Annotated in this window: 6 protein-coding genes and 4 pseudogenes; 6 read left to right on the forward strand and 4 right to left on the reverse strand. The window is 60.6% G+C overall.

Annotation, left to right across the window (positions count from 1 at the left end; translation table 11 throughout):
• Positions 1-218 (forward strand): annotated as a pseudogene (locus LH128_RS34455) (hypothetical protein); the annotation flags it as partial.
• Between the two features lie 320 nt (positions 219-538).
• On the opposite strand, the gene LH128_RS10055 reads toward LH128_RS34455, so the two are convergent.
• Complete coding sequence (locus LH128_RS10055) at positions 539-772, reverse strand: hypothetical protein (protein WP_008829514.1); 234 nt, start codon at positions 770-772, stop codon at positions 539-541.
• Positions 773-1,614: 842 nt separating this feature from the next.
• Between LH128_RS10055 and LH128_RS10065 the strand changes: the two genes are divergently transcribed.
• Both LH128_RS10065 and LH128_RS10070 read left to right on the forward strand, forming a co-directional pair.
• Positions 1,615-2,391 (forward strand): hypothetical protein, encoded by a 777-nt coding sequence (locus LH128_RS10065; RefSeq protein WP_037518867.1) that lies wholly within the window; start codon positions 1,615-1,617, stop codon positions 2,389-2,391.
• A gap of 248 nt (positions 2,392-2,639) precedes the next feature.
• Positions 2,640-2,891 (forward strand): hypothetical protein, encoded by a 252-nt coding sequence (locus tag LH128_RS10070; RefSeq protein ID WP_008829516.1) that lies wholly within the window; start codon positions 2,640-2,642, stop codon positions 2,889-2,891.
• Positions 2,892-2,901: 10 nt separating this feature from the next.
• Here the strand turns inward: LH128_RS10070 and LH128_RS10075 are convergent, their stop codons facing one another.
• Positions 2,902-3,813: a histone deacetylase family protein gene (locus LH128_RS10075; RefSeq protein WP_008829517.1), complete on the reverse strand. Its 912-nt coding sequence runs from the start codon at positions 3,811-3,813 to the stop codon at positions 2,902-2,904.
• A gap of 167 nt (positions 3,814-3,980) precedes the next feature.
• Positions 3,981-4,361, reverse strand: coding sequence for a winged helix-turn-helix transcriptional regulator (locus tag LH128_RS10080; protein ID WP_008829518.1), 381 nt, complete (start codon positions 4,359-4,361; stop codon positions 3,981-3,983).
• Positions 4,362-4,452: 91 nt separating this feature from the next.
• Here LH128_RS10080 and LH128_RS10085 point away from each other — a divergent pair, with 91 nt between their 5' ends.
• From LH128_RS10085 to LH128_RS10090, 3 genes and pseudogenes are all read left to right on the forward strand, one after another.
• Positions 4,453-5,514, forward strand: a complete 1,062-nt coding sequence (locus LH128_RS10085; RefSeq protein ID WP_008829519.1) for an SDR family oxidoreductase — start codon at positions 4,453-4,455, stop codon at positions 5,512-5,514.
• A gap of 157 nt (positions 5,515-5,671) precedes the next feature.
• Positions 5,672-5,825: pseudogene (locus LH128_RS32090) on the forward strand (DUF2256 domain-containing protein).
• Positions 5,822-7,378, forward strand: a pseudogene (locus tag LH128_RS10090) (cryptochrome/photolyase family protein). Before LH128_RS32090 ends, LH128_RS10090 begins: the two co-directional pseudogenes overlap by 4 nt.
• An 18-nt stretch (positions 7,379-7,396) precedes the next feature.
• Here LH128_RS10090 and LH128_RS34460 read toward each other — a convergent pair.
• Positions 7,397-7,707 (reverse strand): annotated as a pseudogene (locus LH128_RS34460) (IS30 family transposase); the annotation flags it as partial.
• Positions 7,708-7,818 lie beyond the last annotated feature (111 nt).

Here is a 7,818-nt window from a genome sequence, read left to right on the forward strand (position 1 = left end):
AACGGCCCGAACATCTGCCAGACTGCCCGTTCTTCTGCGACCAGGTGACGATGCGCATCAGGGAAGTCCGCTCACGCTTGACAGCCCTCGACCCGCCCGAAGGCTTCTTCGCGGTTCTGAAACCAGCGCCGGAGAACCTCGCTCAGCGCCCTGCGGAAGATTCCAATGATGATCGCGCTCGGAATGGCTCGATCCCGAGGCTGGCTCGTCTGCTATGGTTCTTTGCGCGACGTCCGCCATGAAGGCCGATCCGAAGCGAGACGGCGTCATGGCTGGAGAGCGATGTGAGAAATCCTCTCACATCGTCCCGCGAAAGGGAAGGGCGGTGGGCGGGAATTGAACCCGCCGGCTACGCCGCCGTGTGCCTCGGTGGAAGAGACCCACACATCGAATCGCCCCACACAACAGTGGCGGCGGCAACTAGCACAAAATTAGTGACGCTCAACACCGCTGCGCGACATCGAGATTGTAGTGGTGGCGAAAAACACAGGCCGCCACCGATCGTTCCTTGCCACGGCCCGCCGGATCGCCCGCAGTGTCACTTGTTTGCGCCTTCAGCGGCGTCGCCGGCTTTGTCCGCGGCATTGCTCACGCTGTCGGCGGCGTTCGTGATCGCGTTGTTCTTCGCAGTCTCGCTGCCAGTGAGTTGGCTTACGAAGAAAACGCCTGCAATCACGGCGAGAAGCACGGCGATTGCGATGACAACACTCGCTCCGGAACTGCGGCGAGTCTCGACTACGGTGGTCGTGTGCGACGGATTGGGATCAGCCATTTACCTCACCTCACATTGCTCTTTGTGCTGCGGTCAACTCGGCGAACCGGCAACGGTTGCACGCGGGCTTTGAATGAATGCAACCCGGAATGATTTAGCCGTTCCGGAACCTCCCTCCGCCGAGCGACAACCCCGTCATCGCGGACCCGACAAGACTCTTCGAGATGCGAGCATTATGGGAGGGCTGCCACTTGGTGCGCCAAGCCCAATCGTCAGCTGCGCAAGGGAGCAAGTTGCCGGTGAACATTCATAAGCGACGCTCGGTACGCCTGCATCACGCGGGTCGCCCATTGAGCCTGTTGGTCCGCATTGCTCGGCTCATTCTCCGCGCCGGCGGCGGTGACGATCTGGGTCGATCGAGTAGAGGCATGTTCCGTGGTCATAAGCCGTCTTTGTGGTGTCGTATCACTGTTTGATGGCGTGGAGTATGTGGCATTTTCCGAACCGCAAAATGCCGAGGAAACAAATCGGTTCCGAGTTTGGTATTGTCGCTTCAGCGCAAGGGCATGGAACGAGGCTCGCGCGCGATGAATGTAGCCGTACGGCCTTTCGCTGACCTCATTCCCCGCTCCACGCTGACTTCTTTATCGCTGACTCGATGGCGCGCTTCTCCAGGGCATCAGCGGCAGGCGAGGGCAAGTCTCCTGATGCAGGGTACGACACGATGACGGGGGAAGACCTAGCTGCGCTGCCGGTGGCCAAGCGTGGGCGGGGTGACACGCTCTTGACGCTCGGAGCGTCCTGGCTGCCGCTCAGCAAGCCGCGGCAACTGCTCGACGCATGGGAAGGAATGTCGTAATATGGGGCCGTGAGTGAGGGGCAAGCTGCGGGGGCGGGGCGCAATGGGTACAGCGATTGCAAATCGGCAGTTCTTCGCGGCGGAGACGCGCTTCTTTGCAATCACGGCCATCGTCATGGCGCTCATTAATGTCAGCGCGTTTTCGTTCTTTGCTGCAATGGGCATATCGTCCTTTCGCGCTCCCTTTTCTGTGCATCTCCACGCAATTTTATTCATGGGTTGGGTTCTGCTGTTTGTCTCGCAGGTGTCCCTCGCCGCAACCGGATCGATCAGGCTTCATCGCAAATTGGGGTGGCTGGCCGTTGGCTGGGCTGTGGCCATGGTGGTCGTCGGGACCCTGTCAACGGTATTGAGCGTTCAAAAGGCGGCCGTACCCTTCTTCTTCCTGCCGGCGCAGTTTTTATTGATGAACCCGCTCAGCGTGATGCTGTTCGCGTCTCTTTTGATCGGTGGCGTGGTAAAGCGGCGCGATCGCGAGTGGCATCCACGCCTGATCATATGCGGCATGGCAGCTATCATGGGCCCTTCATTTGGAAGGCTGCTGCCCGCCCCGTTGCTGATGTATTCGATGCTGACGGCAGTCTTCATTGGCATGATCGCATTTCCGGTGGCGGGCATCGTGCGGGACAAGCGGCGCTACGGGAAGGTGCATCCCGCGTGGTGGCTGGGCCTTGCTTCACTCCTGCTTCTACAATTGGCCACTGAGACATTGGGCCGCAGTACGATCGCTGCGGCAATTTATGAGCATCTAGTGATCGGAACGCCCGGTGCGCACGTCCCGCCGCTTATCTACCAATCCCCGCCGTTCCCGACTTCTTAACGGCGTCTTGCTAGCCATGTGGACCGATCCATACGGGACGTTCAGGTGCCAGTTGCTTATCCCAAGCTGCGGCCTGTCCCGTTCCGGAAGTGTAGCCCTGCCTTGTTGATCTTTACGCCCATCGCGCTGCGGATGGTACAAAGCAATCGGCCTACGGGACTGACGTCAGGAGGTCGGGGCATGCTGCGGTAGTGCGGGCGAAGGTACTGAACCTTTGTATTCTTGATAATCCGCGATAGGCGCGCTCCATGATGAACATCCCCTGGGACCAGCCGGCAACGCTTATCGATCTGGATGGCAAGACGCCGGTAATCGGATTGATGCTCGAATGCGTTATGCACTTCGCGCTCTTCAAGCCTTTTGCCAAGGAGCAGGCGCGCATCCTTCTGACGCAGCCCGTGTTCCGCGAAGGCCGCAGAACGCGCACTTGGGTTCTCAATCCCGACGAGATCGAAAAGCTGGCCGAGCGGCTCGATGCCGAGAGGAAGGCGGCCCGGTAAACCCGCGCAATCAGTCGACGTCTCTCGCCGCGATGGTGGCGGAAAGGGTGAGGATCGTTCGCGCGTGTCGCAAGGCCACGGCTTCGCGGTCCGCGCCGTACCCACCGCCCAGGGTGCTTGCCAAGGGAATGCCGCGCCGCTTCGCCTCTGTCGCCACATAGCGGTCGCGGCTCGCGAGGCCTTCGTCGGTCAGGGACAGCCGGCCAAGCTTGTCGTCCGCATGGGCATCGACGCCTGCCTGCAGCAAGATCAGGTCCGGCACGAACCGATCGAGGACCATGGGCAGCGATCCGGCCAGAGCTTCCAGATAGCCGGCATCGCCCGTTGCGTCGGGTAGTCCGACATCCAGTGAAGAACGCGCCTTGCGGGTGGGGAAATTCTTCTCGGCATGAATGGACAGCGTGAAGATGTCGCTGCGCCCTGCGGTCAGCGCCGCAGTGCCATCGCCCTGGTGCACATCGAGATCAAGGATCAGGATGCGCGATACGTCCCCCTCTTCGATCAGTCTGTTGGCGGCAAGCGCCAAGTCGTTGAAGACGCAATAGCCCGCCCCGGTATCGGCGAGGGCGTGATGGCTGCCGCCAGCGGAATTTGCCGCATATCCGTGCTTTAGCGCCAGCTTCGCCGCCAGCCACGTTCCCCCGGGCGAAAGCTGCGATCGCCGGGAAATCCGCTCGTCGATCGCGAAACCGATCCGGCGCTGCTTGGCCGTCGGCACCGCGCAACCAATGACTTGCGCGACATAGACCGGGTCGTGGACAGCTTCGAGCCATTCTCGCGGCATGACTTCGGGCGCATGGACCGTCATCGGTACGCCGCTTTCGCCCAGCAACCGCATGACCAGCGCATATTTGTCATGCGGAAAAGTGCCCGTGCGCTCGGTCTCGACCGCGTAACCGGGATGATGGACGACATGCAGCATGGCCTCGCAAATAGAGCGCCCTGGCGCACAGGTCGAGCGTCATTGGGGAGCGCAGGGCCTGACGATATCGGTCGAGGAGCTTTTCCGTGAAAGCTGCAAGCCGCGCCGGATGCAAGCAGTCATCGAGATTATCAAACACCCGAGCGTTGCAACGGCGGCCACATTTTTCAGGATCGGCGTGAACTCGGGCGCGGGACGAGTTGATCCAGAGCATCGGTATTGTCGCGGCCCCACCCATACAGAAGTTCGACCGGCTCGACGAACCTGCGGCCAAGATCGGTGAGGCTATATTCCACCATCGGCGGTATCGCGCTCTGCACATGCCGGGCCAGCAGGCCGCTGGCCTCCATGTCCCTCACCGTCTGGGTCAGCATCTTCTTGGAGATCCCAGGCAGGCTGCGCAGAAGCACGCCGGTGCGCGCAGTTCCGCCGTGACGGGCGTGGAGAGTGTGAAGGACCATGCTGGTCCACTTCGTTGCGAAAAGCTCCAGCACGCGGCGGGGTGCGCAATCCTCCCGCCATTCATCGTCCGGCGTTCCGGGCTGCATGTGGTTACCTTTTGGTGCCTGGGTCAGTGGATGGTGCCGTCTAGAAGATGGAGGCGCCAATGCCTAGGTCCCACGCAACAAGGAGATACACATGGCGAAGACGGCATTGGTGGTAGGCGCGAGCGGCATAGTCGGCAGTGCAACAGCGCGGCTTCTGACCGAACAGGGTTGGACCGTCCATGGCCTGGCGCGGCGGCCCAATGCTCAATCCGGGGCACATCCGATTGCCGTCGATCTGCAGGATCCGCTCGCCACCGCGCAGGCACTGCACGGCATCGACCCGGACGCGGTGTTCATCACCACGTGGCTGCGGCAGGACAGCGAGGCGGAGAATATCCGCGTCAATTCAGCGATGGTGCGTAATCTGCTGAATGGTTTGCCCAAACCCGGCGGTTCCCGTCACGTCGCGCTGGTTACAGGGCTGAAGCATTACCTCGGGCCGTTCGAGGCTTATGGCAAAGGTGTTCTGCCACAGACTCCGTTTCGCGAGGAACAGGGCCGCCTCGACGTCGAAAATTTCTACTACGCCCAGGAAGACGAGGTGTTCGCGGCAGCTGCGCGCGACGGCTTTACCTGGAGCGTCCATCGCCCGCACACTGTAATCGGGCTGGCTGTCGGCAACGCGATGAACATGGGCACGACGCTAGCCGTTTACGCGACGCTATGCCGTGAGACCGGACGGCTCTTCGCTTTCCCGGGCTCTGCTGCGCAATGGTCAGGGCTCACGGACATGACCGATGCCACGCAACTCGCGCGCCACTTGCTATGGGCGGCAGAGACGAATGCGGCGCAGGATCAGGCGTTCAACGTCGTTAACGGCGACATCTTCCGCTGGCAGTGGATGTGGAGCCGCATCGCCGACTGGTTCGGCATCGAGGCTGCACCGTTCGACGGCAAAGTTTGGCCGTTGGAGCAGCAGATGGCGGATGATGCAGGGTTGTGGCGTGAGATTGCTGCTCGCGAGGGCCTCACAGAGCCCGATCTCGCGCGCTTGGCCTCGCCATGGCATACAGACGCCGATCTGGGCCGGCCGATCGAGGTCGTGGCCGATATGACCAGGAGCCGGCGTTTGGGCTTCACCGCCTATCAGCCCACCGACGATGCGTTCTTCGCCCTGTTCGAGCGTCTGCGCGCCGATCGGCTAATCCCCTGAAAAGGTCGCCAGCGGCATCACCTCGTCCGATGCCGCTGACTTCCGATGCCTGCCTGCCCCCAGTCTGATATCTCAAATGGCACCCCGAGAATGACCGGAACGACGAGCTGGTCAGTCTTAATTTGCCTCCAACCTGCATCTGGTGCGTTGAGACGACATGGCGCACCACAAGCTGACTTTGCCGACCAAGATATGCCCTTCCTGCCAGCGGCCGTTCGCGTGGCGAAAAAAATGGGCGCGTGCGTGACTGGGACAAGGTCAAGTTCTGCTCGGATCGCTGCCGCGGGGTAGGGGAGACGGAGCGGCCATGACCACGCTCATTCCCGTGTTGGGTGACCAGTTGTCGCTCGGTCTGTCGTCGCTGCGCGGGGCTAACCCCGGCGATGCCGTCGTGCTGATGATGGAAGTCGCCGATGAGACGACCTACGTTCGCCATCACAAGACCAAGCTGGCCTACATTCTCTCAGCGATGCGCCATCATGCCCAGGCTCTAGAGGAAGCAGGATGGCGCGTGGACTATCTGCGGCTGAATGATCCTGAAAACAGCGGCAGTTTTACAGGCGAGGTCGCTCGGGCGATCCAGCGGCATGACACTGAACGGATCCTCGTCACCGAGGCGGGAGAATGGCGCGTCACCGCCATGCTGGATAGCTGGGAAACGCTGTTCGGCGTGCCGGTCGAGATCCGTAAGGACACGCGATTTGTGTGCTCGCACGGCGAATTCGATACATGGGCAAGCGACCGGCGCGAACTGACGATGGAGTTCTTCTATCGCGAAATGCGCAGGAAGACCGGGCTGTTGATGGACGATGGCAAACCGGCTGGCGGGCGCTGGAATTTCGACAAGGACAATCGCAAGCCCGCGCAGGCCGACCTGCTCATGCCGCGTCCGCTTGGCTTTACGCCTGACGCGATCACGCGCGATGTCATCGCAATGGTTGAAGACCGGTTTTCCGATCATCCGGGCGATCTGGACAGTTTCAATTATGCTGTGACCGCCGCAGACGCCGAACGCCAGGCCGCCAGCTTTTTCGCAAACGCACTGCCGTAATTCGGCGACTATGAAGACGCGATGCTGACCGGCGAGCGCTTCTTGTGGCACTCGATCCTGTCGCCTTACATCAACTCGGGACTGCTCGACCCGCTCGACTTGTGCCGCCGCGCTGAAGCCGAATATCGCAAGGGCCGTGCCCCGCTCAATTCGGTTGAAGGCTATATCCGCCAGATCATCGGATGGCGCGAGTACATGCGCGGCATCTATTGGCGTGAAGGCCCCGGCTATGTCGATCGCAATTTCCTGGAACATGACCGGGCGCTTCCGGACTGGTACTGGACTGGCGACACCCAGATGCATTGTCTGTCGGAAACGATCGGGCAAACGCTCGCGACGGCGCACGCGCATCATATTCAGCGGCTGATGGTAACGGGAAATTTGGCACTGCTGATCGGCGCCGATCCCAAGCAAGTGCATCTGTGGTATCTCGAAATCTATCTCGACGCCTATGAGTGGGTGGAATTGCCCAACACGCTGGGCATGAGCCAGTTTGGCGATGGCGGGCTGCTTGGATCAAAGCCTTATGTTTCATCAGGCGCATACATCAACAGAATGTCGGACTACTGCGGTACTTGCCGCTACAACGTCAAAGAGCGGATTGGCGAAGATGCATGCCCGTTCAACGCCCTGTACTGGAACTTCCTCGCCCGTCATCGTGATAAGCTGGGCGCAAACTATCGGCTGGCCATGCCCTACCGCACTTGGGATCGGCAATCAAAAGCAGATCAGCAAGCCACCCTCGAGCAAGCAGCGGCTTTCCTTCGCCAACTGGATGGAGACTGCGGTGCACCTTATGCAAAGCGTGAATGATCGCACTCGGCGGTGAGTTCAACGGGTGGAGGCAACACAAGCTTTAAGGCGCTTCGCGGGCGTTTGGTATTCGAGCGTTTTCCTTGGTCATTCGCCGAGTTGCGGTGCAACGGCACTCGGCTTGGCTTGGCTGGACAGCCGCAGATCGGTTCCTATAGGAAAATACTGCCGCAGCACACGATTGGTGTTTTCGTTGGAGCCGCGCTGCCAGGGCGACTGCAAATCGCACAGATAGACTTCAACATTGCTCGCCAGCGTAAGGCTCGGATGATAGGCCGTTTCCTTGCCGCAGTCCCAGTAAGCGATTTGTAGATTTCGTGCGGCAAACGTTCCACGCTGTCATCCGTGGAACGAATTTTCAGTCCGTCTCTTTGAGTAAACGGGTGTTCCTGCACCTGTGGCCCGGCAATCGCTCTCATCGGTAAGCGGTCGGGCCACTT

Origin of the sequence: Sphingomonas sp. LH128 (assembly GCF_000293195.2) — a bacterium.
Classification (GTDB): Bacteria; Pseudomonadota; Alphaproteobacteria; order Sphingomonadales; family Sphingomonadaceae; genus Novosphingobium; species Novosphingobium resinovorum_A.